Raw genomic sequence first — 26,362 nt, forward strand, 5'->3', positions numbered from 1 at the left:
TTCAGCTGCTGTCGCCCAGCAGGGCCTTGATTCGGGCGACCAACTCCTGAGTGGAGAAAGGTTTGGTCACGTAGTCGCTGGCACCGAGAGCCATCCCTTTCTCTTTTTCGACCTCCCGGCCGTGGGCGGTTAGCATCACTACCGGCAGGGTGCGGGTGTAATCTTGCTCCCGCAGCCGTTCGAGTACGTCGAAGCCACTGATGCCCGGCAGGCTAATGTCGAGCAGGATGAGATCGGGAGGACTCAGTGCAATTGCCTCCAGCGCTGACTCGCCGGTCTGAGCCGTGTCCACGTCAAACCCAGCCTGCTGCATCAGAAACTCAAGCGACAGCAGGATGTTGGGCTCGTCATCCACAATCAGTACCCGGGCCATGGTTTCTCCTTACTGGGAGGTGTGTTCAGTCGTTGGATGAAATTTTTTCTTCTTGTATATGTTTTGAGTCTAGTGCGCCTAATTCAAAAAGGAAGCCGGGCCGAGAGTCTCTCTGCAAAGGGGAACGATCAGCGATAAAAAATGTCGTTGTGGCTTTTTATCGCAGGTGCAACAAGGGTAGAATGCGCAGAATTCGTTATTGGAATAAAAGGAATTGTAATGCTGGTCAAAACACTGCGTCAGGGAACCGTATGCACTGTGATGGCTTTGATGCTGGCAGCACCGGTCAATGCGGAAACAAACGCGGAAAAGGATCCCTGGGAGGGTTTTAACCGCGCGATGTTCGGTTTCAACGAGCAGGTAGACCGCTTTGCAATGAAGCCGCTGGCGCAGGGATATCACTATGTAATGCCAGACATAGCAGAGCGTGGGGTGAGCAATTTTTTCAGTAACCTCGGCGACATCCGTTCAGCTGTCAATAATCTTCTACAAGGTAAGATTGATGCTGCATTGACCAGTGTGACGCGAGTTGTGTTCAACTCGACGTTTGGTCTGGCAGGCTTTATCGACATTGCGACACCGATAGGTCTTGAAGAGAAGCGTGAAGATTTCGGTCAGACACTGGGTGTCTGGGGTGCCGGTTCTGGTCCGTATCTGGTGCTGCCGCTGTTTGGCCCAAGCTCCGTACGTGACGGTGTGGGTCTTGTGCCTGATATGACGCTTGATCCTGTGGGGCAGGTTGACCACGTGCCGACGCGTAATTCTCTTTACGGTCTGCGCCTGATTGATGCACGTGTTGAGCTGCTCAAGGCCGAGCAGATTATTTCAGGTGACAAGTACAGCTTTGTGCGTGATGCTTATTTGCAGCGTCGCGAGTACTTGGTCAACGACGGCGAAGTTCAAGTCAGATTCGACGACAACGACTTCTGATATCCGGTTGTAAGGCACTGGCTGAGCCGATACCGTGAAATCTAAACTGTCAGCTAAATCGAGCGACTGATTAATGGGTCATCGAGAGCAGGCGATACTGATGGTATCGGCTTCAACGGCCGTTATCGACTTAATATTCGATCTGTGCGAACAGTGTCAGGACGCCCATCTGCGCATCATTGTCGCCCGTGGCGCCGATGATGCCGAGCGGGTGCTGGAGCATCGTGAAATATCGATGGTGATTCTGGATCGCAGCTCCATTGATGATGTGTCATACCTCAGCCATATCGCGGCGCGGGTCAGTCCCATGCCGACTGTCGCTCTGCTCGCCGAAGGCACCGCTGAAGATATGGTGCTTGCGCTGCGAAATGGGGCTGATGATGTCTTCTCGCTGGGCGAACTGAATCAGCATCCTGCTCTTTTCATCGACTCGGTAGAGCGTCAGCTGCGCAGAGTGCGCATGATCGAAGAGGCGCGCTTTCTGCGCGAGAGTCTTGAGCGCAGCCTGGACGAGCTCAAAGCCGACCAGCATGCCGCCCAGCAGTTGCAGCAAAAGCTGCTGCCGCCGCCAAAGCGCGAACTGAATCATCATACTTTTGAATATATTCTCCAGCCGAGCTTGCTTCTGAGCGGCGATTTTGTCGACTCCATCGCAATCAACGAGTATCAGACCATATTCTATCTTGCCGATGTGTCGGGGCATGGGGCGTCGTCTGCACTCGTTACGGTGCTGCTCAAGAATATGACCTACCGGCTGGTGAGAAACTACAACCGGGGCTCAAGCTTCGATATTCAATCGCCAATGGCCACTTTGCATCGTGTGAACCGTGAGCTGTTACTGACGGGGCTGGGTAAGCATCTGACGATGTTTATCGGCTTGATTGATGCAAGAGATTCGACGCTGACCTATGCTGTTGGTGGGCATCACCCGATGCCTGTTCTGGTCCAAAACGGTGAGGCCGCGTTTCTTGAGGGTAGAGGGATGCCAATCGGGCTGTTTGAACAGCCTGTATTCGATGAAAGGCGTATTGTATTGGAACCCGAATATTCGCTTACCCTGTTCTCAGACGGCATTCTTGAAGTGGCGGAAGGCCGGACGCTGGAAGAGAAAGAACAGGCGCTTTTAAAGGCCTGTATGAGTAGAAATCTTTCGCCACAATCCATTTCAGACAGTATCATTCCGGCCGGACGCATGAACCCGGATGATGTAGCGATCATGACAGTATCTCGAGTTAAAGCATGAGCGAAGGCGCTATTTTTTACGCGTGTCGCGACGGGCATTATGTGCTGAAGTTTGTCGGGGAGGTGCGTCTTACGCTCTGCTCGACCATCGATCTGCACTTGGAAGCGGTGCTCGGGCGTAGCGAGATCAGCGATACGCTGATCGATCTGACGGAAACCTCGACTATCGACAGCACTTCCCTGGGATTGATTGCGAAACTGGCGATCAAGGCTGGCGAGAAGGGGCTGCCGCGCCCGACGCTGGTGTCGACCAATCCCGATATTACAAAGATTCTCTACTCCATGGGTTTTGATCAGGTGTTCCTGCTGCTCGACAGTATGCCGACCAGCGAGTCGGATCTTGAGCAGGTACCATTTGTGCTGGAATCTGAAGATCAGGTGCGGGCGAGGATTATCGGTGCGCACCGCGTATTGATAGACCTGAACGAGTCCAACCGGAACGCCTTCAAGGATCTGGTTGCTACGTTGGAAAGCTGTGGCTAGGTGGCGGTAGAAACAGGTATGAACAAAAAAGGGGCCCTGTTTACAGGGCCCCTTTTTATTGGTCCGTATTATCAGAAATCGAACTTCCGATCGGTGTAGATGCGGAATGCTGCTTCCCAAACGGGGCCTACTTCGCCATTTCCGACCGGGTTGCCATCGAGTTTCACGACCGGGGCAATCTCTTTGGATGAGCTGGTGATCCAGATTTCGTCCGCGTTGCGAACTTCATCCATGGTGACGGTGCGCTCTTCGACAGGAATAGAGCCGTCTGCCTTCAGGCTGTCAATAATGATCCGGCGTGTGATGCCCGGCAGGATTTGATTATCTTCAATTGGTGTAATGACAACGCCATCTTTGACGATGAAGGCGTTGCAGGAGCTGCCCTCGGTCAGTTCGTTTTTGTCGTTGTACAACAGAATTTCGTTGTTGCCGGAGGCATAGCCCTGCTGGAAGTGCATGACGTTGCCCAGCAGTGCGGTGGATTTGATGTTGCAACGCTTCCAGCGCAGGTCCTGAGTGCTTGAAACTGTGTAGGGGTGAACCGTTGCGCGATCGACCGGTTCCGGATCCTTGATGCCAAAAGCAAATGCAAAGACTGTTGGCTCGACATTTTCAGGGTAAGCGTGGAAGCGTTTGGTATCTGCGCCGCGAGACACGTGCACATATACGCCGAAGTTGTCGCCGTCATTCTTTGCAATGAGCGCATCCAGAAGCTCGCGCCATTCGTCGATGCTTTTGTTGCACTTGATCTCGAGGGCTGCCAGACCATTGATCATGCGCTGCATGTGGGGTGCAAAGCCCACAGGCTTGCGGTTGTAGTACGGAATGACTTCGTAAATGCCGTCACCAAAGAGAAAACCGCGATCCAGCGGTGAAATGCGGGCTTCTTCCAAAGGAAGGTAGGTGCCGTTCAGGTAAGCGATACTCATTGTAGTGACCTCTCAACATTCAAACGTATTCGGCAATAGGCCGCAGAGCTTAGGCTCCATAAGCTTAGTAAGTGTTAAGAGTTTTATTAAAATGCATATTTATTTCAATATGCTATAAAATAAAAAGATAATTTTATTAAAAGCCCTGTTTGGTAGAAAAAAACATCTATCAAATGCTTATATCTGAGTAAATAATGTTGTCTAATGCGTGGCAATCATTCGGCGTGCGGTATCTGTCAGGAGTCTGGGTAGAATACGATCGTCGTCCAGTCGCCAGGCGCAGCAGAAGTTGAGTGCCGGTGCTTTGGGTAGATTTTCGACCAAAATAAGCTTCTTCTGATAGACCTCCTGCATCACCAACGGCTCGGGCAGCAGGGCAATGCCGACACCCTGTTTTACCAGTGAAAGCAGGCTGGCGACGGAGCTGCAGGTATGAATCACCGGCGCTAATTCTCCAAGGGGTTCGAAGAGTTCCTTGAGGTATCGCCATGGACGGGTGTTGCGCGGAAATGAAAGGATGGCGTGTTCCGTGATGTCCCTCAGCCCCTTTATGTGTTCTACCTCTGTCATTGCCGGACTTGCTACCCAGCGTTGTGGGTAGCTGCACAGGGGCTCTGTAACGAATGACGGGAGGGGGTGCTCGTCCGCGACCATGAGCACGAGATCCAGATCAGCGGCTTTTAACTGGGTAATCAGCGACGCCGTAGTGTCGCTAATCAACTCGAATGCAATCAGTGGATGCTCTTCGTGCCAGCGTGTCAGCAGCTGAGACAGCCATAGATGGGTCAGGGTGTCGACGATTCCGATACGCAGCGTGCCGCGTTCCGGCGCATCGTCAAGCAGTTGCGCTTTCATTTCATGGCTGATGGCAATCAGCTTTTCGGCATAGGGCAAAAGCTGCACGCCTCGAGGTGTGAGCTGAGTGCCTCGCTTGTCACGGGCAAATAGCTGAACGTTCAATTCGTCCTCGAGCGCGCTTATGCGTGCTGAGATGGCAGGCTGGGACGCGTGCAGTTGGGCAGCTGCCGCGTGGAAGCTGCCCAGGCGGGCGACGGTCAGAAAGGTGTACAGGTTTCGCAGTCGCATAAAGGCCTGCTCTCCGGTCCCATCAGGGGGTTAGTCGATGAAACCGGTCAGCTTACGCAGTTCATGAATAACAGCCTTACCTTCGCTTGAGGGCAAGCCGTCCTCGGTCAGCTCGTTGAGGCGTGTAACGCCATCTACGCTGCCCCGCTCTGACAGGTAGTTAAGGATCGCCTCAGGATCGATGCGTGCCAACAGGTCCTCACCTTTCCAAAGGCCCAGCAGGGCGATGATGCCGTAAGCGCCCCAGTTTGAGACATCCGCTATCAGCAGCTCGTCGACGCGTGTGGCGCTGGGAACGATATTCAGCTTGCTGATCGCGTCTACGATATTACCCATGCCGATTTCGTTGCCGCCATCGCCGATGCCAATGGTAGGGCAGTTGGCAGCTTTGACAAAAGTGTCAAAGCAGGCGGTGCGTGCGCTTATGCTCTCTCCACGCATGTTGTAATACCCGCCGTCGGCGGCTTGTCCCGGTCTCTCGATAGAGAGCACAACGTCCGGACGGTAATGGGCAAGTGCCTCCAGTGCCTCAAGTTCCCGTAAATCATGCTCACCCACCTGTATTTCGTGCACTTTGTAGTCAGGTGCAAGCATTGCCGAGATCGGTTTGCCGCAGACGATGACCGGGTCTGCGCCAAGATGCTTGAGTGTCTGGTATAGCGCGATAGCGCCGACAGGTCCGTCAGTTTCGAATGTGTCAACGACGGGAAAACCCGTGCCGATAAGTACGGTACCTTTGCAGTTCTGCAGGTGCTTTGCCGCTCTGGCATAATAACCGCTGGTCAGGGCAGGTTGGACAGTCTTCATACCACGCAGGTTCTGTCTTACCAGCAGGTCTTCAATCTGTTTGCTCAACTGAATATCGTGTTGTGTCATTGTGTTTGTTCCCGTTATCAGGGCGCGACTGCAATGGGTTGAATCGCGTGGTAGTAACGCTGGCTGAGCAGCAGCTGATTGTGAGCCTCATCCTGGGAGTAGGCTGTGAAGCTTATCTCACGCCCTGGAAGCATCTGCGCCAGTCGTGCGACATCTTGCGAGAAAAGGCTGCCTATCTTGGGATAGCCGCCTATTGTTTGCCGGTCGTTCAGCAGTACGATGGGTTGGCCGTCGGCAGGTACCTGAATTGCTCCAAGGGCTATGCCCTCTGACAGAATCCCATTTATCGAGGGCGCAATGGCTGGGCCTTCAAGGCGGTAACCCATGCGGTCGGCTCGGTCACTGATGCGGTAAGTGCTGGAAAAGAACAGGCGTTTCTGTACTTCACTGAACGCATTCTGCTGATAGCCAAGAATGACGCGTAGCGGGCGAGAGTCATTATAGTCGGGCCGGTATTGCTCCGGCAGGCGGTAGCCCCCCGCATCGACTCCCGCTTCGCAGGGCAAGATGTCGCCACTTTGCAGGCGCTGGCCGTTGAGGCCGCCCAACTTCTCCCGTTGCACGGTTGCTGTGCTGTCGAACATCGGCCTGATCTGAAAACCCCCGCTGACGGCGAGATAGCCGCGAGCGCCGAGTTGGCTGAAACCGACCTCTATCTTGTCGCCCGCCTTGACGCGGTGTGCGTGCCAGCGTTCTGCTTCCCGGCCATTGATCTTGAGCGGCAGCTCTCCGCCGGTCAGTACCGCCCAGGTATCCACCTCGGCCTCAAGTGACAGGCCTCCGATGCTGATCTCCAGCCCGGTCGCGTTGGGGGCATTGCCAAGTAGCCGGTTGGCCCAATTGAAAGCCAGCGGGTCCAGCGGACCTCCGGTGGTCAGGCCGATGCGGTGGTGTCCGAATCGCCCCTGATCGGTAATGAGTGTCATCAGGCCGGGCTGGCGTACCTTGAAACCGCTCATAGCTCACCTCCCAGTTCCAGGTAACGCTCTTTCGTAATGGGTTCGAAGCTGACCCGGTCACCGACCTGAACCGGCATACAAGGCGTTGCATCGGGATCGAACATGCGGGTGGGGCAGCGTCCGATCAGATTCCAGCCGCCAGGCGAGGTGGAGGGGTATATGGCGGTTTGGCGGTCTGCAATAGCGACCGAACCACGGGGCACCGCCTGACGAGGTGTTGAGAGTCTGGGTGCGGCCAAGCGTTCGTCGACCTGCCCGAGGTAGGCAAAACCCGGCGCAAAACCGATTGCGTATACTCGGTATTCGGTCGACGCGTGGAGTGCGATCACCTCTTCAACACTCATGTGTGCCTTCTGTGCAAGTGCTTCCAGTTCAGGTCCGGACTCGGGCGAGTACCAGACTGGCAGTTTGATCAGAGCGCCCTCTGTTGCATCGTCAAGGTTGGAGAGGTCGGACAGCTGCAACAGGCGCCTGCGAGCTTCCAGATGATCGATTTTATACGGGTCGTAGATGACCAAAAGAGAAGCGTACGAGGGTACAAGGTCGATCAGCGCATCACCGAGCAGGCGTTCGGTTTCACTGACTGCGCTTTGTACCTGTGCGGATATTTGCGGATCAGTCGTGTCACCGAAATAGAGGATCAGTGAGTTTTCGCCGGCAACTTCGATTCTCATGATGCCAGCATCTCCCTGATCTCTTTGATCGCTGCAATGCCATCGGCGTTATCGCCGTGCACGCAGATGGTGTCTACCTCAAGCTTAAGGATGTGGCCGCTTACGGTGGTGACAGAACTCTCGTCAGCAAGTTGACGGACCTGTTCCAGCATCTTTTCGCGACTGTGCACCGCACCGGGCTTGGTTCTTGCCAGCAGCTTGCCGTCATCATCGTAGCAGCGGTCGGCGAAGGCTTCGAAGAGCAGTTCGATACCGTAGTGCTCGGCTTCAATGCGATGGTTTTCAGCATCGGGGGTGGCCTGGAGCATCAGCTTTACCGGTCTGTAGTAGTCGCTGATGGCTTTCATGATGGCCTGTCGCACTGATGGCTTGGCCATCATGTCGTTATAGAGTGCGCCGTGTGGTTTAACGTATTCCAGCGTCAAGTCGGCAGAGGCGGCCATGCCATCCAGGGCCGCGACCTGATAATGGACCAACGCATGGATTTCATTGGCACTGGCGTGAATCGAGCGGCGGCCAAAACCCATCAGATCCGGATAGGCCGGATGTGCGCCAACGGTTACGCCATTTTCGCGTGCCATGCGCAGCGTCTTCTGCATCACCAGCGGATCGCCGGCGTGAAATCCGCAGGCGATGTTGGCCTGATCGATATGAGGCATCACCATCTCGTCCATGCCCATTGACCAAGCGCCAAAACTTTCACCGAGGTCGCAGTTAAGTAATAAAGCCATGAGTCCTCCTTTCGAACGCCGGGTATTAGAGAATGGCAAGCCGGCTGTTGGGCAGGTCTGTAACCAGCATGTGGCCTGGGCTGTGTGTGATACAGATCGGGGGGCGGGCCGATTCGATCGCAACCTGAGGCGTGACGCCGCAGGCCCAGAAAACGGGGACTTCGCCCTCGTTGATTGTCACGGCATCACCAAAATCGGGGTGGTTGATGTCAGAAATCCCAATCGCGGCCGGATCGCCAAAGTGCAGAGGTGCACCGTGTACTGACGGGAAGCGCGAGCAGATCTGTATTGCGCGAATAGCATCGGCTGGCTTCATTGGGCGCATGCTGACGACCGTCGTGCCGCTAAAGCGGCCAGCGCTCTTGCAGGCGATGTTCGTGCGGTACATCGGTACGTTCACCTGCTCGGTGATATTGCGTATCTCCAACCCGTCTGCGATCAGAGCCTCTTCAAAAGAAAAGGAGCAGCCAAGCAGGAAGGCGACCATGTCGTCCTGCCAGTATTCGACGACATCGGTTACCTCGGAGGTCAGTTTGCCATCTTCATAGATCCGATAGCGGGGGATGTCGCGGCGAATATCGATATCCTGTCCTAGGTCGGGCAGCATGAACTCGCCAGGATTGGCTGACATTCCGATGATTGGGCAGGGCTTGGGGTTAAGCTGACAGAACATGAGGAATTCGTCAGCGAAGGCTTTGGGTAGAATTGCCAGATTGCCTTGCACATACCCTGCACAGTAACCGGAAGTATTGCCGGTAAAGCTGCCTTGGCGAATCTGCTGGCGTAGCGCGTAGGGGGAGAGTGAGACTGGCATCTATACAAAGCCCTCTTTATCAAGAATGGTTGTCTTGCAGTGATAAAGAGAGTGTATAACGCCTGAAAGGTTTGTCTAATCGATATTGATTGGAATCTTGATAAATAAAGTTTATCAAGGTTGGTAAAAAAACGGGCAACTATAGGTTGCCCGTATGGAATTCAGCTTGCGAGCAGTTTCTCAAGCGTAATCTGGTCTTTGGTGAAGTTACGGATACCTTCAGCCAGCTTTTCGGTGGCCATGGCATCACTGTTCAGTGACCAGCGGAAGTCGGTCTCGGCCAGTGATGATTTCGGGTCGGTTGCACCGGTTGCTTCAGGACTTAGACGTCGTTCCAGCGGCGTTTGGAGATTAGCCAGCTCCTGCAGCAGTGCAGGTGCGATGGTCAGGCGGTCGCATCCTGCCAGTGACTGAATCTCGCCGATATTGCGAAAGCTTGCGCCCATCACGATCGTGTTATAGCCGTGAGTCTTGTAGTAACGGTAAATACGACTGACAGACTGCACGCCCGGGTCATTATCGCCGCCGAAGTCCGCCTCGGGTTGGCGGGCCTTGTGCCAGTCCAGTATGCGTCCAACGAAGGGCGATATCAGGAAGACGCCCGCATCGGCACAGGCCTGCGCCTGACTGAAGCCAAAAAGCAGTGTCAGGTTGCACTGAATGCCGGTCTTCTCCAATTCGCGGGCGGCTTCGATACCTTCCCAGGTCGAGGCGATCTTGATCAGCACGCGAGAAGCATCTACGCCTTGCTGCTGATACAGGTCGATCAGGCGTTTTGCCTTTTCGATGGTTGCGCGGGTGTCGAATGAAAGGCGTGCGTCGACTTCGGTCGATATGCGTCCCGGAATGATGTCGAGGATCTCTCGTCCAATTAATACGGCCAGATAATCGCTCATGTTCGCCAGCTGATCACTGTCGCTGCCGCCCTGCTGAGCGGCGTATTGGCGCGCTTTCTCCAGCAGAGGGGCATACTTCGCGTCTTGGCTGGCTTTCAGCAGCAGCGAGGGGTTGGTGGTGGCATCCACCGGCTGAAAGGTCCGAATGGCGTCAATGTCGCCGGTGTCGGCGACGACAGTCGTGATCTTTTTGAGCTGTTCAAGCTGGTCCATTTGATCTTCAGTCCTCATCGGGGTTTGCTGTCTGTGAGACAAAGCGTAATGCGTCGCGGAAGGTGGCAATGCCCGCTTCGCGTTGATGTCCGTTTTCACTGAGGTGTCGCCGGAACTGGCGTCCGCCGCGCTGCCCGTGGAATAAGCCCAGGAGGTGCTTAACCACAGCATAGAGTGGAGCACCCTCTTTTATGCGTTTCTCCAGATAGGGGATAAAGCGTTCGGCTATCTCCAGACGATCGGTGACAGGATCGTCGTCACCAAAAATCTCTCCATCAGCGTGTGCGAGTATCGGATAGGGGTTTTGGTAAGCCTCGCGGCCGATCATGACGCCATCGACATGCTGGAGATGGGCTTTGGCTTCATCCAGTGATTTGATGCCGCCATTGATAATGATCTCAAGCTCGGGAAACAGTTGCTTGATGCGATAAACATGATCATATATCAGCGGTGGTATCTCGCGGTTCTCCTTCGGGCTCAGCCCGTCCAGAATTGCCTTGCGCGCATGAATCGTGAAGCTGGTGCAGCCACTCTCCTTGACGGTTTCAACGAAGCGGTGCAGGTGTTCAAAGCTGTCGAGATCATCGATGCCAAGTCGGTGCTTGATTGTTACAGGCAGTGATGTGGCGGCCTGCATCTCGTGAAGGCACTCGGCGACCCGTTTCGGGTGGGCCATCAGGCAGGCGCCGATCATATTGTTCTGTACCCGGTCAGAGGGGCAGCCGACATTGAGGTTTACCTCATCGTACCCCCAATCCTCAGCCATGCGTGCACATGCCGCCAGATCCTGTGGGTTGCTGCCGCCCAATTGAAGTGCCACAGGGTGTTCGCTGTTATCGTAACGAAGGAAGCGTTCGCGGTCGCCGTGGATTAACGCGCCGGTGGTTACCATCTCGGTATACAGCAGTGTGTTGCGCGACATCAGTCGGTGAAATACACGAGCGTCCGAAGTGGTCCAATCCATCATCGGTGCTACGGAAAGTCTTCTGTCGACTGAGCGTGCGGTGTTTCCGGTTTCGACGCCGGGTACTGTGTCGTGAGACAAGGGTGTGTGAATCGTCATCAATTACTTCAATTGCCGAGCGCTGGGTTGCTCTATCTGGAATGAGGCCAGCATTTTACCACAGCCTCGGTGACAACCCCACGCACTCAAGGGTTACGCGCGGCGATGCGTGTTGCCCGGCTTTCTCGGAGTGTTTCCTGCGCTACTATTTCGAAGCCGCACAGTTTAAGCAGGTTGGCGATATCCTCGGCCGAGTATCGATTATGCTCGAAGTAGTCTCTGAAGGAATCGTTCATGTCGGGGGCGTTAAGGGGGGCGGTGGCAAAGTCGACTTGGGGAAATTTGTGTCGCAGAAATGTATCTAAAGGCTGGCGCACCATATCCGTCAGTATCAGTATGCCGCCGGGTTTGAGCCAGTTTCGAAGTGCGCGAAACAGCATGACCGGTTGAAACAGTTCATGGATCAACATATTGGCCAGGCACGCATCCAGTGAGTGCTGTGCGAACACATTTTCGCCGGGCGAGTTGAGATCCGCGATCCGAATATCGAGATTGGAGGGGCACTCGTCGATGTGTGCGAGCATGTAGGGGGCTATTTCGATGCCCGTCAGCGAATAGTCCGGATGCTTGGACGCCAGCTGCTTCAGAAACAGCGCTGGGCCACAACCGAGATCGGCAATGTTGAGTGCTCCGGACGAGGGGGTGTGGGCATGCCAAAATGCCCAAAAGTCAGTATCATGATTGCGTTCGTGAGTGCTGACAGTTTTGGCGGCGGCCTTGGCGCCATCGCCACCATGATGCTGTTCCAGATAGCGTCGTGTTTCGTTCAGCTTATCGCTCACCGGGCATCTCCCTAAAATCAATATTGAATCCTGACGTAGCCGCACTTACCGTCGGGTTGGGTGTGTTTGCATAAAAGTATAATGCGTTAGATGGCTGAGACGTACATGTGCCGTAATCCCTTGTTGCTACTTGTTCTTGTGTGGTTTGCCCTGTTGGGCCTGGATCTCTTTCTGGTGAGAGATCTTGAGTGGACTGTTGCACATATCGACGGAAAGCGCTTTTGGGCCAACTTCCTGATCAGCGCGATCGTGCTCTGGGCCGTGCTTTACAATCTGCGAGGTTTAGGCAAGTACAGACCCAAGCTCTCGCTGGTTATTTCCATTCTTTTGAGTCTGACCTACTTTGTGCAAAGTGCCTATTTCGGTGTTTACAGGAAGTTTGTCAGTATCTTCGATTTTCGCTTTTTCTCTGTCGATCCGTGGTTGAGCATCGAGTTGTGGTGGGTGAACAGCAAAATCATGGAGCCGCTGCTTATCGCGGTGCTTGCTTTTCTGTTGATCCGTGTGGCGACTCGATTGCCCCGCGGTAGTCGATGGGTTGGCTGGAGCAAAGGCGTTTCCGGGCTGGCGCTTTTTCTGTTGGTGACGCTCAGTTGGTACGGCGCACCTCATTTTCAGGTGGGGCCGGTTGCATACGCCGGTAACTTTATAGGTGCCATCGAATTTACTCAGAACCGTGACGATTATCCGCCAAAGCCTGAGCTGCAATACCGTGAACAGGCTGTTCCCGGGGCGCCTGATATCGTTTTCGTGATCGGCGAGTCGCTTAACGTCAATCACATGGGAGTCTATGGATATGAGCGCGATACAACGCCTAACCTGTCGCGTATGGCTAAGACGGGTGAAGTGTTTGCGTTGCGCAACGCAGTGTCTATAGGGCCCAGAACGCTCTGCTCGGTGCCTTATATGATGACCGGTTTGCAGGGGATCGATCCTGAGGGTGTCATCTATTCGGTGCCGACGATCTTCAACTACGCGAAAAGTGCCGGGTATCAAACTGCGCTGATCACCGCTCAGGATTTTCAGTGGCGGGGAATAGACAAGATCTTTGTCGATGCGGATATGGATCATTTCGAGCAGGGCAGTAACTTCAGTGCCGATGTTTCCGTGTCCGTGGGCGCTAATGATATGGATGTGCTCAAGCGCGGCGTCGGACCGTTTCTTGAAAGTGCGGCCGGGCGAAAAGCACCCTATATGCTGGTCACTCAGATGAGTGGCAGTCATACGCCTTTCAGTGCTCAGGTTCCTCAAGAGATGAAGCAGTTTTTGCCAGAGCCCAAGCAAAACAGCGTCAATGCGTATGACAACACCGTCTGGTATACCGATCACTACCTGAATGAGCTGGTTAATCGTGTACGGCAGAAGTCTCCGGATTCATGGATCTTCTACTCCACCGACCATGGCGAGCATGTCAGTGAGAAGGGGGGGCTGTTCCATAGCGATTTTACCAATGAAGTGACCCATAATGCGTTGCTGGTCTTTCCGCCGCCAGGATATCAAGCGCAGATTGGCAGGCAGCTGGATGCGCCGGTATCGCAAGCGGATATTTTTGCGACCATCCTCGAACTGATGCAGGTAAAGCCGGTCGCACCTCTTGATGGGTTGAGTTTGCTTGGCGATATTCCCGCTGATCGATTGAGAGTTGTCACGGCGTTCATGAAAACACTTCACAACGACCCACGCGCAGCGCTTGTGTTCCCCGACAGGTCCATATACGAAGTGGATTTTGAGCGGAAAAACGTGCGGCTCAGTGATGGCGAAACTGTTATTCCTTACGCGGAACTTGATATGCGGTATCGAACTATTTTTGAGCGCCGCATGAAAATTGAGGTGAAAGAGTGATTGTAACCAAATCCACGGGGCTGGCTCGTTTCTATCACGCCACGCGATATTCGATTAAGGGTATTAAAGCGGCTTATGCCAGTGAGCCTGCATTTCGGTACGAGGTCTGGATGGCCGCGCCGATGTTTCCATTGGCGTTTTTTGTGTCCCAGTCCGGGCTTCAGTTGGGGCTTTTGATTTCGACGTTGCTGGTAGTCTTGATGATGGAGCTGCTGAATACGGCAATCGAGGCGATTGTTGATCGGGCGGGTACGGAATTTCATCAGTTGGCCGGCCTGGCCAAGGACCTGGGCTCGGCTGCTGTGCTGCTGTCTCTATTTATTACACTTGCAGTTTGGGGCGGTGTGATCTGGGATAACTTCCTGGCCTGAGAGCCGTTCCACAAGCCCCTGTTCTATGCGCCGCCATTTCGGCGGCTCCTGCACACAAGCAAAAAAAACGCCGCTATCCTTTCGGATGCGGCGCGTTCGCAGTGCCCCTCGTGTGCGAAAAACTGGTTGGGAGGCCTCTACTTAGCGTCTGGCTCGCCAACCTGTTTTCTATAAAGCACTAAGCGTGCCAACTTCTGATAACGCTGCCTTATGGCACTTCCACGGGTTTTCGTCCCGGTAGATGCTCGAATACAAGTGTTTTACTGCACCAATTAAGGGCTACTGTGCTCGTATGTAGTGCCTGCATGGCGGGCTGTCAGGGTTGGCGGGTTATGTTCTGGATGGCGAAGCCGGCCTTACAGGGGCTATAATCGCGTTTTTTTCACGATAGGATCAAAACAGAACATCATGACTGTTCGTACCCGTATTGCACCGTCCCCAACAGGCGATCCTCATGTAGGAACCGCCTACATCGCGCTATTCAACCTCGCTTTTGCTCGTCAGCATGGCGGTGAATTCATTCTGCGCATTGAGGATACCGATCAGACTCGCAGTACACCTGAGTCGGAACAGGCAATTCTTGATTCATTGCGTTGGCTGGGTCTCGAGTGGGACGAAGGGCCAGACGTAGGTGGAGAGTATGGTCCTTACCGTCAGAGCGAACGTAAGGAGATGTACAAAGAGTTCGCGATGCGTTTGGTCGAGGAGGGTAAGGCCTTCCTTTGCTTCCGTACGGCTGATGAACTGAATGAACTGCGTGAACAGAATAAAACCGCGGGTATTCAGCGTGCGCTCAAACAGCAGGATCTCGAACTGCCGGCTGACGAGGTCGAGCGTCGAATGGCTGAAGGTGCTCCTTACGTCATTCGAATGAAGGTGCCTACTGAAGGTGTCTGTGAGATCGACGATATGCTGCGTGGCACCATGGAGCTTGATTGGGCGCAGGTAGACGCCCAGATTCTGCTCAAGTCCGATGGTATGCCGACGTATCATCTGGCGAATATCGTTGATGATCATCTGATGAAGATCACGCACGTGATCCGGGGTGAGGAGTGGATTAACTCGGCGCCCAAGCACAAGCTCTTGTACGAGTACTTCGGTTGGGAGATGCCGCGTCTGTGTCATATGCCGCTGCTGCGCAACCCGGACAAGTCCAAGCTGTCCAAGCGTAAGAACCCGACCAGCATTCTGTACTATCAGCGCATGGGCTACATGGCCGAAGCGTTGCTGAACTATCTCGGGCGTATGGGGTGGTCTATGCCGGACGAGCGTGAGAAGTTTGGCCGCGAAGAGATGTTTGCAGCCTTCGATATTCAGCGTGTATCGCTGGGCGGGCCGGTGTTCGATCAGGAAAAACTCAGCTGGTTGAATGGGCTGTGGATTCGAGAAAATCTCTCGGCAGAGCAGTTTGCCGCGCGTCTTCAAGAGTGGGCGCTCAATTCCGAATATCTGTCTCAGATCATTCCGCTGATTCAGCCTCGCGTCGAGAAGTTCTCGGACGTGGCACCTCTGGCTGGATTCTTCCTCTCAGGCATGATGCCGGTAAGCGAATCGAGCTTCGAGCACAAGAAGCTTACCATTGAGGATGTGCGCAAAATTCTGCAGTTCGCATCCTGGTATCTGGATGAACAGCGCCATTGGGATCGCGATCAGCTGTTCGAGGGGCTCAAAGCACTGGGTGAGGCGCTTGAATTCAAGATTCGAGATTTCCTGTTCCCGCTGTTTGTAGCGGTGTCAGGTACTTCTCAGAGTGTATCGGTTGTTGATGCCATGGCGATTCTCGGACCTGATATCAGCCGTGCACGTGTGCGCCACGCGCTCGATACAATCGGTGGGCCGTCGAAGAAACAAACCAAGACCTGGGAAAAAGAGTACAGAGCGTTTAATCCGAACTGATTCTGAAGGTCTCAAAGCGGCCACCTCATCCTAAAGGGTGCAGGTGGCCGTTTTTGTTTAAAAACTAACCTGTTGATCATAAACGAAAAAATGCGAAGACGAGATTTTAAAAATGCTTGACACCCAAGAGGGCTCTAAGTAGTATACGCCCGGTCTTTACGGAGGGGCCTTAGCTCAGCTGGGAGAGCGCAACACTGGCAGTGTTGAGGTCAGCGGTTCGATCCCGCTAGGCTCCACCAAATCCGTAAACGTCACAGCGTCCCATTCGTCTAGTGGCCTAGGACACCGCCCTTTCACGGCGGTAACAGGGGTTCGAACCCCCTATGGGACGCCACTTCTTGACAGGTTATCCTGTTCGTGGGGCCTTAGCTCAGCTGGGAGAGCGCAACACTGGCAGTGTTGAGGTCAGCGGTTCGATCCCGCTAGGCTCCACCAATTTCTTCCTTTCGACACTTTCCTTAGTCAGCTTGGCTCGCGTGATATCTTCGAATACATCCAATCTTCGCAGGCGACTGCTGTGATGTCGGTCTCTCGGCTGAAGCAGGTGTGGTCGTGATCTGCTTCATGGGTGCGTAATGGCTGATCGAGAGTTTTTTCGCAACGGGCCGGATCATAGAGCAGGGCATGAGGTCGACTTCGGGATTATCAGAAAACGATTCGATTTCAGGACGATCCGTGTCGGGCGTTGGGTGTCGAGTGCCGAGCAGTTTTCGGCGGCCGCCCGGTTTTATGATGCGCTTTGTGATCTGATGCTCATTCTTCGTGTGCCTGAGGCGGTTATTTCCCTGCGCGGCACGCTGGGGTTGCACTACGGTACCGGAGGAAGGCCAGGGGTTGCTGCGCATTACGACGCGGCTCAGCACGTTTTTGCGCTCGCGAAAAACGCGGGTCCCGGCAGTATTGCTCATGAGTGGTTTCATGCATTTGACCACTACATCGCCGATCACGCGTTCGACCGCGTAGCACCGGGCGTTTTTGGTTCGCGGGCCTGGCTGCATGATCACGCGATGATCGAGCACCCGCTCAATACATTACTCGGCAGCTGTTACCGGGCGATTATGCTGAGTCAGGATGGCGCGCAGGCAAGTGAGTTGGTCAAACGCTCACTGGCAGCCGATAAAGCCAGAGGCGTGATCTACTACAGTCTGCCCGAAGAGGTCTGCGCACGTGCGTTTGAGGCTTGGGTGCAGGATGCTGGCGTAAAGAATCAGTTCCTGGTGAAGGGTACGCAGCAGTCTCCCGAAGCGCTTTCGGGGCTTTACCCTCAAGGCGAGGCTCGGGCGCGGATCGGCAGTGCCTTTGGTGAGTACTTTAGCGTGCTGGGGCGCGCACTTAATCGCTGATCGATAGCTACAATGGTTTTACAAGCATGAACAGAATCTTCTTTCAGTCTGCAGCCGAATCGGGCGTGCGGGCAATGATTTTCGGGAACAAGGGTTAGGGAGACTCGGATGTCGCAACTGATTTATCTCTGCAGCAGCGAGGAGATGCTTGAGTCTCTATCGGAGGGATTGCAGGGGGCGTACCCGGTTGAGGTCGTACACACGCCGGCGGAGTTTATGGAGCGTCTGAGCGTAGAGGTTGCAACTCGGCCGGACAATCGTGTCTTTCTGCTGGATGCGGTGGCTGTCGAGCGATTTGGGCGCGAGGCATGCAGGCAGGCGATAGATGAAGCAAGGTCTGCCTGTTTATCGACAATTATGCTGTGTAGTACGCAGGGGCATAAAGTCGCAGCGCTAGAACTGGGCTGTGAAGATTTCCTGTGTCAGCCTTTGACGGAGCCTGTTCTCAACAGCAAGTTTAAGACACATCTGCGCATGAATGCTCTGAGGCAGAAGGTTGAGGAGCAAAGCGATGCGATGGAACATGTTTTATCTGAGCTTGCGGTGGTGCAGGATGCCGCGATCTTGTGCCTGGCGGCGATCGCGCGGGTGCGGGATCATTCAACGGGTAACCATATTCTGCGCACCCAGCACTATGTCAAAGCGCTGGCAGAGCACCTGTGCCATCACCCCCGGTTTGCCGAAGTGCTGGATAGCGATACGATTGAGCTGCTGTACAAAACAGCGGCATTGCATGATATCGGCAAGGTGGCGATTCCTGATTCGATACTGCAGAAACCGGCTCAGCTGACTGTTGACGAATTTGAGGTTATGAAACGTCATACTGTATTTGGCTATCAGGCGATGCATACGGCCGAACAGTTGATGGAGCGTAATCTGGGTGTGCAGGCAGCCAAGTTTTTCCGTATTGGGCAACAGGTCACGTTAAGTCATCATGAGCGTTGGGATGGCTCAGGCTATCCGCAGGGGCTAAAGGGGGAGGAGATCCCGCTTGTCGCCCGGTTAATGGCTGTGGCGGATGTCTACGATGCAGTTTGCTCGCGCCGTCCCTATAAGTCGGCGTTAAGTCACGATGTGGCTGCGAAAACCATTATCGATGGGCGCGGCCTTCATTTCGATCCGGATGTGGTGGACGCCTTTGTCGACCTTAAGGAGACATTCGAGTATATCTCGGGGGTACTTGAGGATCGCTTTCCCTCGCTGAACGATCTGACGTTGCACTCTGCTGATGGAGCGCTGCCGGAAGGTCTTTAAGCGCAATGATGTGCCCAGTGTTATGCCTTAAGGTGTGATCGACAGATCGGGAGTGGTGGAAATGGAAGACACTGCCAGTAGTAAAAAGCGATCTATATTTCAGGTTATCAGTCAGGGCTATATAAAAAGCGCCTTGATACCGATCGTTTTAATAGAGCTCGCGCTTATCGTTGCGTATCTGCTGACCAATTACATTATCCATGGCGAGAACGTCAGGATGATGCGGGATGACGCGAATTCAAGCTTGCGAGAGACGGCGCTGCTTGAGGCCAGTGCAATCGATCATCAGCTGCAATCGGTTTCACAAATGACCGGTATCTATGCGGCGATGACGGCTAGAGCGCTTGGCTCGGACTACGATCCGGGTCCCGGCGAGCGGGAACGCTACAGCATGAGCCCTGACGGCGCCTGGTATACAGATGTCGATACGGGCGGTGCAGCGTTATTCTACTCATCGATAGCAAAAGTGGAGGACGCGCAAAAAAAGAAGGCGTGGCGGCTCGCCCAACTGGATCCGCTCATGCAGCAGATTGTGCATGAGAACAATCTGGTGACCCAGGTTTACTTCAACTCTTATGACTCGATGAATCGTATCTACCCCTATTTTGATGTGTTGGGGCAATACCCGGTCGATATCGATATTCCGACATACAATTTCTATTACGAGGCTGACGCTAAACACAATCCCGATCGGGAAGTGGTGTGGACCGACGTGTATGTCGATCCTGCGGGGCAGGGTTGGATGGTATCGGCTATAGCGCCGGTCTATGAGCAGGGCAGCGATTTTCTGCAAGGCGTAGTGGGGCTTGATGTAAGGGTGTCGGCGGTCATCGATCAGATACTGGCGCTCAATCTTCCCTGGCGGGGGTATGCGCTGTTGCTGGATGAGGCTGGAACCATCATGGCGATGCCTGAGCGAGCCGAGCCCGACTGGGGACTGGAAGAGCTCACCGAGCATACCTATGATCAGGCTATTCAGCAGGACACCTTCAAGCCGGACAGCTTCAATATATTCAAGCGCGAGGATACCCGGTTGTTGGCCCAGGCGCTTGCAAGCCCTGATGGTATCGTCAGCTTTATGCTCAATGGGCGGTCTAAGCTGGCAACCTGGGCGACAATTCCGAACACGGGATGGCGCTTCCTGATAATGGTCGATGAGGCTGATCTATATGCAAAATCAAGCGCGGTAAAGGCGCGTTTCGACCGAGTGGGTTATGCCATGCTGGCGGTTCTATCGCTTTTTTATCTGTTGTTCATGGCCTATCTATACCGTAAATCCCAGCGCATGAGCGGCGAGATTTCTCGTCCTCTCGCGGAGTTGGAAAATAGATTGTCGGCGATTGGTGAGGGGCGATACCGGCAGTCGCGCACGCAGTATGATATTCAAGAGGTGCAGAGAATATCGGATGGCCTTGTCGATATGGGCCTGGAGCTCGAAACCGCCCGGGACAATCTGGAGCATCTGAACCGGGAGTTGGAACAGCGCGTGGAAAGTCGTACTGCTGAGCTTGCCAGCACCAACCGTGCGTTGACCGAAGAGAAGCGTGCTCAAGCCGAACTTATCGAGCAGCTTCACTCGACCCAGTCTCAGCTGGTGCAGTCTGAAAAGATGGCGTCGTTGGGCCAGTTGTCAGCGGGCGTGGCCCATGAAATCAACAATCCTCTCTCGTTTGTCAGTTCGAATATCCAATGCCTTGAAGGCTATGTGGCCGCCATGCTTGAGGTTCAGCGCGCGTATGATGAGCTTTCAATTGATGTCGCACAAAAACAGCGGATTCAGGCGCTCAAGGAAAGGCATAGAATCGAGGTGGTCGAGGAAGAGATCTCGGAGGTTATGGCCGACACGCTGGAAGGGACGCGCCGGATCAAGTTGATCGTCGATAACCTGCTCAATTTCTCCCATGTATCCAATACCGAGTGGCAGGCAGCAGATCTGAACCGCTGTATCGAAGCAACGCTGGTGATCGCACGTAATGAGCTTAAGCATAAGGCGAGGGTTGTGACTGATTTTGGGACGCTCCCGGATGTAAAGTGTGTTCCATCGCAGGTCAATCAGGTGCTTCTGACGCTTTTGATAAACGCTGCCCACGCTATTCAGGGTAAGGGGGAAATACACATCCAGACGCGCACAAGGGCTGAAGGTGTCGTAATCAGGGTGAAAGATACGGGCTGTGGCATCGATGCGCAGGCGATCAAAAAGATTTTTGATCCTTTCTATACCACCAAGGAAGTTGGGCAGGGAACGGGGCTGGGGTTGTCTGTCGCATACGGGATCATTCGCGCTCATCATGGAAGGGTTGGTGTCGAGAGCAAGCCTGGGCTTGGTACGGTGTTTGAAGTGTGGTTGCCTCTGGACCCGAATCGCCAACTGTCGCCTGATGTCTGTGAAAGCGTATTGGAGCCTGCGCGTGACGATGGCGTTTGAGGCGCCATCGCTGTACCCTCTCGTGCTTTTTTGGGCTGTCTATGTCGCGTGATCTTAGAGAGATTTTCCGGGAGTACGATCAATACGGGGTCGTCAGTGTTCTGGAAGAGGGGAATAGGCGCATCCTGAGCTTCGGCGATGGAGACGAGCAGAGCAGCATGTTGAAGGGGGACGCAACCGCTCTTCAGCATGAGTACACCCGCGCCATGCTGCTGGTCTTGGCTTTCACGGAGCCGCGTAAGGTGTTGAGTTTGGGGCTAGGCGCAGGTGGGCTCAACTCCTGTCTGCATGAGCGGTTCCCGGACATAAAACAACAGGTTGTTGAGTTGCGGCCAGCCGTAATCACCGCGGCTCAGCGATTTTTTCAATTGCCCCGCAGTCGACGTCTCGAGGTGCACCAGATGGATGCGGCGGATTATCTCCGCGAAGCCGCCAGTATCCGCTTCGATACGATTTTCAGCGATATGTATGGGCCTGAAGGGATGGATGAGCAGCAGATTGATCCGCAGTTTATTGAGCGGTGTGCTGATCGATTAAAAGCAAACGGATGGTTGGTGCTCAACTGCTGGAGAGAGCATGAAGGGAGTGAGCTGATCAACCTGCTATCGGGCTTGTTTGCTGATATCAGAAGCTGTACTACCAGTGAGGGTAATTGGGTGATCTACGCGGGTAAGCAGCCGTGTGAGGCCAGTGCCAGTCAGTTGAGGCGTAACCTCAAGGCTCTGGAGCGGCAACTTGGGTTTTCTCTGAATCCCAGTTTTAAGCGTCTGCGCAACTATTTATAGCGCCGCTGTGCAGTGTGTTTCAAAGGAGTGCTGCTCTTTTGATTCCGGCACCTGTTGTGCCGCTTAGATGGATGGCCTGATCTATGCTAGAACAAAGTTGAAGTGTGTCGTCATTTTTTGTCGATAACCAGCGTCGGGCCGAATCATGGAAGGGGCAAGGGACCGGATATTCGAGATAGTGAGAGGGCGCAAAGCGAACTCCTGGCGCGGATCCAGCACTCGCTTGGCGCTTATCGCTGTTGTGTTTTTTCTGATATTTGATTTCGCTGCGCTAGCGCTGAATGTCTGGCTCTCGATGAGGATCGAAGAGCAGGCCCTCAATATTAATCTTGCCGGTCGCCAGCGGATGTTGACCCAGCGTATGGTCAAGTCGCTGCTTCAGCTAGACCAGTCGAGTGAAGAGGTTCGCCGGCAGTCTGCTTCATTGGACGAGCTAGCCGATACGTTCAACCTCTTTGACAAGACGCTCACCGGCTTTGTCTCGGGAGGCTCTACCCGTGATGGTCTGGGGCGTGAGATATATCTAAAACCGCTCAAGAGTGACCGGGTCGCTGCTTTGGCGCTTGGCGCGCAAAGACTCTGGCAGCCTTACAGGGCGCAGGTTGTGGCGGTGCTCAAGAGTGGAGCCCGCACCTCTGAAGTCAAGGTGGCAGTTGAGCTCGCCGAACGCAGCAACCTTAATCTCCTTGACTTGATGAATACGCTAACGGCCGAGCTTGAGGCTGAGACACGTAAAGAAGCGCGGTATATCCGAGCTTTTCAGGGAGCAGCTTTTCTTCTGGCAATTCTGAACTTTGCCGTCGCTATCGCAATATATCTCAATCGCATCCATGTTATTCATCAGGAGCGGGATCTGATCGACAGTATTATTGATCGTATCGCGTCTGGCGTGCTTGTTGTCGGTGCGCAAGGAAAAATTATACGTACGAACGAGTCGATGGAGATGTTGACCGGCTATGGCGAGAGCGAGTTGGCGGGATTGCCGGTGGATCATATCTTGCGACATCGTGATCAGGGCATGGTGGTGGAGCATCGGGATGGTCAGCTCTATCACTGCTCTGTGGATGTCAGTCTTGCACAGTTGGCGGGGAAGCTGGTCGAGGTCTATACGGTCAATGACGTGACCGAGCAGAAACGTACGGAAAACGAGTTGTCTATATTGGCCTATCACGATCAGCTGACCGGACTGCCTAATCGATTGCTGTTTGATGATCGCTTGAAACTCGAGTTGAATCATTGCCGTCGGCACCAGTTGGGGCTGGCTGTGGTGTTTATTGATCTGGATGGGTTTAAGCCGGTCAACGATAACTACGGACATGATGTGGGCGATCTACTGCTCAAGGAGGTTGCTGACCGACTTGATAGGTCGCTGCGCAGTGCAGATACCGTATCGAGGCGAGGAGGGGACGAATTTACCCTGATACTGACAGACTTGCCTGAGCGGCAGGTTCTGGATGCGTTGGTGTCGGATCTGGTCGGCGTGTTGACGCGCCCCTATTTGATCGAGCCTCACCAGGTTGAAATAGGCGCTAGCGTTGGCGTATCAATTTTTCCTGATGACGGTGACAATGCTCAGGAGTTGATACGGCATGCCGACGAGGCCATGTATTGGGCGAAGAGGGGGGCTGGGCGTGTCGCATTCTGGTCGGATATAGCACCTGCACTTGTCAAAACCCGTTAGCCTCGTCGTAAACGGCGTCAGTTGGAGGCGAACTGTATGAATAACCCTGTTTGGGTGCAGAGAACGATTGAGCTTAAGCCGAAAGCGCGGGGCTTTCATCTGGTTACGACCGATGTCGAGCGCGCACTGCCAGAGATTGCTCGGTTGGAGTGCGGGATTTTGCACCTGTTTCTTCAGCATACGTCAGCCTCGCTTACGCTGACGGAGAATGCAGATCCAACGGTACGACAGGACCTGGAAAGTCATTTCAGCCGTAATGCGCCGGAAAAAGAGGGGTTGTATCGGCATGACTATGAAGGCGCCGATGACATGCCGGCCCATATCAAAAGTGCAATGCTCGGTGTCGACCTGACTCTGCCGGTCAGAGGTGGCACGCTTGCGCTTGGCATATGGCAGGGCATTTGTCTGGGTGAGCACAGGGCAGATGCGGGTGGTCGATCGATTGTGGCAACGCTGCAAGGCGTCGAAAGACGGTAGTCGGCTGGTGTGAGTTATGACCTGAAATGGGGCATCAGGGGCGTTATTGGCCTGAGCTTTGCTTACTGGTCAGTCACATTATAAGAGGTGCTTATGTCTGATCAGCTGTTTCCGTGGTTTCAACCCATCGTTGATGTGGCCAGTGGTCGTATAGTCGGTTACGAGGCGCTGGCGCGAATGAGGGATGAGGATGATCGTGTAATCTCGGCCGCGCCGCTCCTTAACGCCGACAAGGCCGATCCGGCGCTTCGTCTTGAGCGTGATCGAGCCTTGAGGCGTGAAGCGCTGGGGCGTTTCGCCGAGCATGCTGAACCGGATCAGACCCTCTCGATCAATATGTCCCCTGAATGGATAGATTCGCTTGACTCATTTGATCTGTTGCCAACGCTGGAGATGATCAAGGAGGCAGGGATCTCGCCGGGGCGAGTCATTATTGAGATTACTGAAGTCAACGGCGATATCGATCGTATCTGCGCGCTTGCTCAGCGTTATCGAGATGCCGGCGCCCGGATTGCATTCGATGACTTTGGATCGGGATTCCAGCAGCTTGATCGGATCATCGCTTTTACACCTGACTTGATAAAGATCGATATGCGCATGTTTACGCCGGGCAGCATGTCGCACCAAAAAAGAGCACTGCTTCAGATGATGGGCGATCTTGGTGCGCGCTTGGGTAGTAAAGTGGTATTTGAAGGGGTGGAGACTGAAGACGAGCTGTTTCTGGCGCTTCACTGCAATGCCAGTTACATCCAGGGCTTTATCTTCTCAGCGGCGCAGCCCGAGTTTCTGCCGGCTGGCAGCTTTACTCATCAGGTTGCGGATCTCCTGGCGATGCATCTGGATCTGGCCATCGAGGAGACTGCGCGTCGTCAGTGGCATGCCGAAGGGATTCATACGGAGTTGTTGGCGCTGCGTGAACTGCTGCTTGCCAGCGGTTGGGAGGCAAAAGGGAGCCTGGACAGTTACAGGCCGGATCCCGATATTTTGAGATTCTTTATCTGCGATCGTCAGGGGGTTCAGATATCCGCGAACTGGAGCTTTGTGGATGAGCAGTGGCAGTCTGATGAAAGTGTCATTGGTTCCAACTGGAGCTGGAGGCCCTATTTCTATCAGTTAGTAGGCTCCAGTGATTACCAACGACGCCTGCTTCGCTCATCGATCTACATCGATATAGCAACCGGTCGGGAGTGCCATACCCTGACGCTGGCGCTCGATGAGCATAGAGTGTTGTTGGTGGATGTGCTTGAGCGCGCTCAGAGCCCTAGGCCGATGTCAGCACTGATCGCCTGCCAAAGCGATCTTATGCCGGTTTTGTCCTGATCACTGAGTCTGTCGACGCCGAACGCTTCGTCGAGTGCAGCGCTGAGGCGCTGTCCGAGTTGCTCGGCGTTTTCCTCGTTTTCGTCCGAGATCAGGCTTAGATGCCCGAGGAGATAGCTGGCGTAGAAGCGTTGATCGGCATTATCGATCGCGCGCTCTTCAAGGGCGATAAGGAATTGATAGGCCTTGTCGGCGGCGTCGGTGTAGTGACTCATCGATTCTCCAATTGATTGAGTAGGAGCTCGTACTCCTTGCCGTCACTCTCTGTCTGGTAAAGTTTGACGATCAGGTATTCAAGATCAGGGGCAAACCAGATATAGGTCGTCCGGCCTGAGCCCTCTTCTCGCACCCGTTCGACCTTGATGGCGTTGAAGGTGCCGGCACGTGTTTCGATGCTCTCTTCGCCGAGTACCTTGAATATGTATTCGGACAGCAGGCCGCCGTCTGCCACATCGTAGCGAAGGGCTGTGTTGCCCTCTGCCAGATCGCGGCGCAGCTGCAGCTGGTAGCTGAGTTTATCCTGAGTGCCTGGCGGTATCTGCATGTGCCATGGTTTGTCATCTACCGTTGTGGTCACGCGCTGCTTTTTCCAATTGAATGCAAGCTTTACGCGCCGTTCTCGGCCCAGAACTTCGCGCTGGTAGGAATAGCTAAGCGGATGAATCTGTTCGTCGAGGTAGGTAAATTGGCTCTTCTCATGCTGACGGGCCAGTACGGCGTCGGCCGTCGAGGTAAAAACCCAGCCACCATCTTCAAGCTGTTTTAGCTCGCGGGTGGCGTCGGCAGATATTGCCAGGCCGCCATCGAGCTTGGCGCTGTATGTTGCTCGGAATGGTTTCAATGAGTCAGCAAAGATAAAACCGGACTGAGACAGCGCCAGTGTAATCAGCAGTGTTCTCAGTCCTTTTCGCATAGGG

At 54.2% G+C, this 26,362-nt stretch carries 26 protein-coding genes and 3 tRNA genes; 16 read left to right on the top strand and 13 right to left on the bottom strand.

From position 1 onward, the window contains the following. Nucleotide 1 precedes the first annotated feature (1 nt). A complete protein-coding gene (locus ADIMK_RS15930) occupies nucleotides 2-373 on the bottom strand; it encodes a response regulator transcription factor (RefSeq protein ID WP_036190224.1) in 372 nt (123 codons plus the stop codon). 219 nt (nucleotides 374-592) lie between these two features. On the opposite strand from ADIMK_RS15930, the gene ADIMK_RS15935 reads away from it, so the two are divergent. The 3 genes from ADIMK_RS15935 to ADIMK_RS15945 all read left to right on the top strand — a co-directional run bounded on the left by ADIMK_RS15935 (nucleotide 593) and on the right by ADIMK_RS15945 (nucleotide 3,028). After that, nucleotides 593-1,303, top strand: a complete 711-nt coding sequence (locus ADIMK_RS15935) for an MlaA family lipoprotein (RefSeq protein WP_036190225.1) — start codon at nucleotides 593-595, stop codon at nucleotides 1,301-1,303. Between the two features lie 73 nt (nucleotides 1,304-1,376). Next, nucleotides 1,377-2,546: a PP2C family protein-serine/threonine phosphatase gene (locus tag ADIMK_RS15940; protein ID WP_051693021.1), complete on the top strand. Its 1,170-nt coding sequence runs from the start codon at nucleotides 1,377-1,379 to the stop codon at nucleotides 2,544-2,546. Further along, nucleotides 2,543-3,028, top strand: a complete 486-nt coding sequence (locus ADIMK_RS15945; RefSeq protein ID WP_036190226.1) for an STAS domain-containing protein — start codon at nucleotides 2,543-2,545, stop codon at nucleotides 3,026-3,028. Before ADIMK_RS15940 ends, ADIMK_RS15945 begins: the two co-directional genes overlap by 4 nt. 71 nt (nucleotides 3,029-3,099) lie before the next feature. On the opposite strand, the gene ADIMK_RS15950 is transcribed toward ADIMK_RS15945, so the two are convergent. The 10 genes from ADIMK_RS15950 to ADIMK_RS15995 all read right to left on the bottom strand — a co-directional run bounded on the left by ADIMK_RS15950 (nucleotide 3,100) and on the right by ADIMK_RS15995 (nucleotide 12,051). Next, nucleotides 3,100-3,957, bottom strand: a complete 858-nt coding sequence (locus ADIMK_RS15950; protein WP_036190227.1) for an aminotransferase class IV — start codon at nucleotides 3,955-3,957, stop codon at nucleotides 3,100-3,102. A gap of 201 nt (nucleotides 3,958-4,158) precedes the next feature. Continuing rightward, entirely contained in the window at nucleotides 4,159-5,043 is an 885-nt protein-coding gene (locus tag ADIMK_RS15955) for a LysR family transcriptional regulator (RefSeq protein ID WP_036190231.1), read from the bottom strand. 30 nt (nucleotides 5,044-5,073) lie between these two features. Further along, nucleotides 5,074-5,919, bottom strand: coding sequence for a DUF4392 domain-containing protein (locus ADIMK_RS15960; protein WP_036190234.1), 846 nt, complete (start codon nucleotides 5,917-5,919; stop codon nucleotides 5,074-5,076). 17 nt (nucleotides 5,920-5,936) lie between these two features. Beyond that, entirely contained in the window at nucleotides 5,937-6,878 is a 942-nt protein-coding gene (locus ADIMK_RS15965; protein WP_036190237.1) for a 5-oxoprolinase subunit C family protein, read from the bottom strand. Continuing rightward, entirely contained in the window at nucleotides 6,875-7,552 is a 678-nt protein-coding gene (gene pxpB / locus ADIMK_RS15970) for a 5-oxoprolinase subunit PxpB (RefSeq protein ID WP_036190240.1), read from the bottom strand. The genes ADIMK_RS15965 and pxpB overlap by 4 nt, the downstream gene beginning before the upstream one ends. Further along, nucleotides 7,549-8,283 carry a 5-oxoprolinase subunit PxpA gene (locus tag ADIMK_RS15975; protein ID WP_036190243.1) on the bottom strand — a complete coding sequence of 245 codons (735 nt, stop codon included), beginning with the start codon at nucleotides 8,281-8,283 and terminating at the stop codon, nucleotides 7,549-7,551. The genes pxpB and ADIMK_RS15975 overlap by 4 nt, the downstream gene beginning before the upstream one ends. Before the next feature lie 25 nt (nucleotides 8,284-8,308). After that, nucleotides 8,309-9,097 (bottom strand): putative hydro-lyase, encoded by a 789-nt coding sequence (locus ADIMK_RS15980; RefSeq protein ID WP_036190245.1) that lies wholly within the window; start codon nucleotides 9,095-9,097, stop codon nucleotides 8,309-8,311. Between the two features lie 161 nt (nucleotides 9,098-9,258). Beyond that, the gene (gene tal / locus ADIMK_RS15985) at nucleotides 9,259-10,206 is read right to left on the bottom strand and encodes a transaldolase (RefSeq protein ID WP_036190246.1); all 948 of its coding nucleotides are present in this window, start codon (nucleotides 10,204-10,206) and stop codon (nucleotides 9,259-9,261) included. Nucleotides 10,207-10,213: 7 nt separating this feature from the next. Further along, nucleotides 10,214-11,269 carry a tRNA dihydrouridine(20/20a) synthase DusA gene (gene dusA / locus ADIMK_RS15990; RefSeq protein WP_081849818.1) on the bottom strand — a complete coding sequence of 352 codons (1,056 nt, stop codon included), beginning with the start codon at nucleotides 11,267-11,269 and terminating at the stop codon, nucleotides 10,214-10,216. Between the two features lie 86 nt (nucleotides 11,270-11,355). After that, nucleotides 11,356-12,051, bottom strand: a complete 696-nt coding sequence (locus tag ADIMK_RS15995; protein WP_051693022.1) for a methyltransferase domain-containing protein — start codon at nucleotides 12,049-12,051, stop codon at nucleotides 11,356-11,358. A 90-nt stretch (nucleotides 12,052-12,141) separates the two neighbouring features. Between ADIMK_RS15995 and ADIMK_RS16000 the strand changes: the two genes are divergently transcribed. From ADIMK_RS16000 to ADIMK_RS16060, 13 genes are all read left to right on the top strand, one after another. Next, nucleotides 12,142-13,893 (top strand): phosphoethanolamine transferase, encoded by a 1,752-nt coding sequence (locus ADIMK_RS16000; RefSeq protein ID WP_081849820.1) that lies wholly within the window; start codon nucleotides 12,142-12,144, stop codon nucleotides 13,891-13,893. Beyond that, entirely contained in the window at nucleotides 13,890-14,264 is a 375-nt protein-coding gene (locus ADIMK_RS16005) for a diacylglycerol kinase (RefSeq protein ID WP_081849821.1), read from the top strand. The genes ADIMK_RS16000 and ADIMK_RS16005 overlap by 4 nt, the downstream gene beginning before the upstream one ends. Before the next feature lie 408 nt (nucleotides 14,265-14,672). Then, entirely contained in the window at nucleotides 14,673-16,160 is a 1,488-nt protein-coding gene (gltX, locus tag ADIMK_RS16010) for a glutamate--tRNA ligase (RefSeq protein WP_036190250.1), read from the top strand. A 163-nt stretch (nucleotides 16,161-16,323) separates the two neighbouring features. Beyond that, nucleotides 16,324-16,399: transfer RNA gene (locus ADIMK_RS16015), tRNA-Ala, on the top strand. Nucleotides 16,400-16,418: 19 nt separating this feature from the next. Further along, nucleotides 16,419-16,494, top strand: a tRNA-Glu gene (locus ADIMK_RS16020). Between the two features lie 25 nt (nucleotides 16,495-16,519). Further along, nucleotides 16,520-16,595, top strand: a tRNA-Ala gene (locus ADIMK_RS16025). 140 nt (nucleotides 16,596-16,735) lie between these two features. Beyond that, on the top strand, nucleotides 16,736-17,503 hold the full coding sequence (locus ADIMK_RS16030) for a CLCA_X family protein (protein WP_036190252.1): 768 nt from the start codon (nucleotides 16,736-16,738) through the stop codon (nucleotides 17,501-17,503). 108 nt (nucleotides 17,504-17,611) lie between these two features. Then, entirely contained in the window at nucleotides 17,612-18,757 is a 1,146-nt protein-coding gene (locus ADIMK_RS16035; protein WP_051693023.1) for an HD domain-containing phosphohydrolase, read from the top strand. A 61-nt stretch (nucleotides 18,758-18,818) separates the two neighbouring features. Continuing rightward, the gene (locus tag ADIMK_RS16040; RefSeq protein ID WP_036190255.1) at nucleotides 18,819-21,182 is read left to right on the top strand and encodes an ATP-binding protein; all 2,364 of its coding nucleotides are present in this window, start codon (nucleotides 18,819-18,821) and stop codon (nucleotides 21,180-21,182) included. A 41-nt stretch (nucleotides 21,183-21,223) separates the two neighbouring features. After that, nucleotides 21,224-21,967 carry a spermidine synthase gene (locus ADIMK_RS16045; protein ID WP_036190257.1) on the top strand — a complete coding sequence of 248 codons (744 nt, stop codon included), beginning with the start codon at nucleotides 21,224-21,226 and terminating at the stop codon, nucleotides 21,965-21,967. A gap of 145 nt (nucleotides 21,968-22,112) precedes the next feature. Then, nucleotides 22,113-23,648 carry a diguanylate cyclase domain-containing protein gene (locus tag ADIMK_RS16050; RefSeq protein WP_081849822.1) on the top strand — a complete coding sequence of 512 codons (1,536 nt, stop codon included), beginning with the start codon at nucleotides 22,113-22,115 and terminating at the stop codon, nucleotides 23,646-23,648. Nucleotides 23,649-23,684: 36 nt separating this feature from the next. Further along, nucleotides 23,685-24,125: a secondary thiamine-phosphate synthase enzyme YjbQ gene (locus tag ADIMK_RS16055; RefSeq protein WP_036190260.1), complete on the top strand. Its 441-nt coding sequence runs from the start codon at nucleotides 23,685-23,687 to the stop codon at nucleotides 24,123-24,125. 93 nt (nucleotides 24,126-24,218) lie between these two features. After that, complete coding sequence (locus tag ADIMK_RS16060; protein WP_036190265.1) at nucleotides 24,219-25,445, top strand: EAL domain-containing protein; 1,227 nt, start codon at nucleotides 24,219-24,221, stop codon at nucleotides 25,443-25,445. On the opposite strand, the gene ADIMK_RS16065 is transcribed toward ADIMK_RS16060, so the two are convergent. Together ADIMK_RS16065 and ADIMK_RS16070 are read right to left on the bottom strand one after the other, a co-directional pair. Beyond that, nucleotides 25,379-25,660: a YfcL family protein gene (locus tag ADIMK_RS16065; protein WP_036190267.1), complete on the bottom strand. Its 282-nt coding sequence runs from the start codon at nucleotides 25,658-25,660 to the stop codon at nucleotides 25,379-25,381. The genes ADIMK_RS16060 and ADIMK_RS16065 overlap by 67 nt on opposite strands. After that, entirely contained in the window at nucleotides 25,657-26,358 is a 702-nt protein-coding gene (locus ADIMK_RS16070) for a DUF3108 domain-containing protein (RefSeq protein WP_051693025.1), read from the bottom strand. The genes ADIMK_RS16065 and ADIMK_RS16070 overlap by 4 nt, the downstream gene beginning before the upstream one ends. Between the last annotated feature and the right edge of the window lie 4 nt (nucleotides 26,359-26,362).

This window comes from Marinobacterium lacunae, from assembly GCF_000705555.1.
Lineage (GTDB): Bacteria > Pseudomonadota > Gammaproteobacteria > Pseudomonadales > Balneatricaceae > Marinobacterium_D > Marinobacterium_D lacunae.